Raw genomic sequence first — 1,734 nt, forward strand, 5'->3', positions numbered from 1 at the left:
ACCTTCACCCCGTTGGAAATCGAGATTCTCAAATTCGCAGACGCTTTTGCGACAAATCCGAAGACCTGGACCGACGAGGACTGCGCCGCCTTGAAGCGGGTGTTGCGCCAGCACAATCGGGAGAGCTATTCGGAGCAGGGGCGCTGGATGGCGCAACTCGAGGCCGCGCGTGCCGCGCGGCGTGGCGCATTGGCCAAAGGTGCTTTCGATCAGGCCGATCATGCCGCACAGGAGGCATCCGGGGCCTCCGCCGATCTTCAGGATGATGTCAATGAGCGCATGGTCAATGCGCAGCTCGTCGAGCTCGCCTTCCTGTGCTTGCAGTTCGTGGCGCTCACCGGCGTTTTCTCGGCGCTCAACATCCCTGATGAGCCGTTCTTTCCGGATTTCATGACCGGCGTTCTGAAACCGGAAGTGATCGCCCGGCTGAACGAGCTGAACGCACTCGGCGGCGACGAACTGCCCCCGCTCGTCCCGGCGAGGGTCGATCTCCCGATCGAGGACATTCTTCATGGACGTCTGAAGGTGGAGCCGGCGCCTCTGACTGGGGCGCGTGTACCCCTGGTGTCCTACGAAATCGACACGGAACAGGCGACCCGCGACAAGGGCCTCGCCGTGGGCGGAGCCCAGGTCGGCGCTTGGGGATGGTCGTTCGGCAGCTATTTCCCTGGCGGGCTGGTGTACCTGCTGATGCACCATCCCGAGCTCGCCCGCTTCGAAGCGCCGTATTCGTTGCCACTGCTGTTCAATGAAGACGAATGGCGCAACGGCACACAGACCGGAGGCTTCGTAACACGGCGACTCAAGGAGATCGTTTACCTGAAGATCTACACGACCACGCGGGCACGCTATGGACTCGAACATCACACGATGTTCCTGTTCAACATCTTCCTGGATGAATACGGCGTCGGTCGTCCGCCGAGGCCGCAACTCTCCGATAGCGAGCAGGCGGTAGCGCGCGAGCGCGCGATCCGGCACGCCGAAGAGGTCGTGCTCTACGTCCAGGACCATGCCGCTGCGCCGCGCGGGACCTACACGGCACTCGAACTGGCGACCATGGAATGGGTCGAGCGCTTCATCACGCGGCCGCATCACGCCCATCTTGTCGAGGGACGCCTGCGCCAGGAGCTCGAAGCGGACAATCGTCGGGAGGTCGCGATCGGCGTGCGTCGCCTCGATACTTCGCCCGGAATCGGAATCGAGGCCGCCCACCGCCGCCTGTTGGATCATCAGATCGCCGAGCTGGCAATGCTGACCGGACATATGGACGGACTGGGGCGCGCCATGACGATCCTGCGCCTCGAATCCGAGACCGCGGTGAAGGCCGGTGATCGCCAAGATGGTTTCGACGGCCAATATCTGACGACGCGGCCCGGCCTGTTCGGCGCCTACGATTTCGTCGGCGTGAGCGAGAAGGCGCGGACAGCCAACGAACTGCGGCTCAATCCCCGTCTGCTGGACGAGCTCAGAAGGGGTACGAAGAGCTCGCCGGTCTCCGGCATAGACGCTGCGACGACCGGCGAATTCTAGCGGGAGGCTGTGCAGCCCATGGCGAGCGATTGGAGCTTGAACGTCGGCCTGCTCGTGCTGCGGCTCGGCCTCGCTTACGTGTTCCTCTGGGCGGCGTGGAAGAACACCGAGAACGCGGCCGCGTGGCAATGGACAACCAACGAGACGGCGTAGCTGTTCAATGCGTATCCAGAGACGGCGAGGGCCTCGCTCGGCCGGTCTCGC

2 protein-coding genes are annotated in these 1,734 nt (G+C 63.6%); both read left to right on the top strand.

Annotated features, from left to right (window positions below; genetic code table 11):
* The coding region (locus I5M_RS32605; protein ID WP_040771485.1) for a hypothetical protein at positions 1-1,530 on the top strand (1,530 nt) is incomplete at its 5' end.
* A gap of 18 nt (positions 1,531-1,548) precedes the next feature.
* Positions 1,549-1,683 carry a hypothetical protein gene (locus tag I5M_RS33995; protein WP_022719545.1) on the top strand — a complete coding sequence of 45 codons (135 nt, stop codon included), beginning with the start codon at positions 1,549-1,551 and terminating at the stop codon, positions 1,681-1,683.
* Positions 1,684-1,734: the final 51 nt, after the last annotated feature.

This window comes from Rhodopseudomonas sp. B29, assembly GCF_000333455.1.
Classification (GTDB): Bacteria; Pseudomonadota; Alphaproteobacteria; order Rhizobiales; family Xanthobacteraceae; genus Rhodopseudomonas.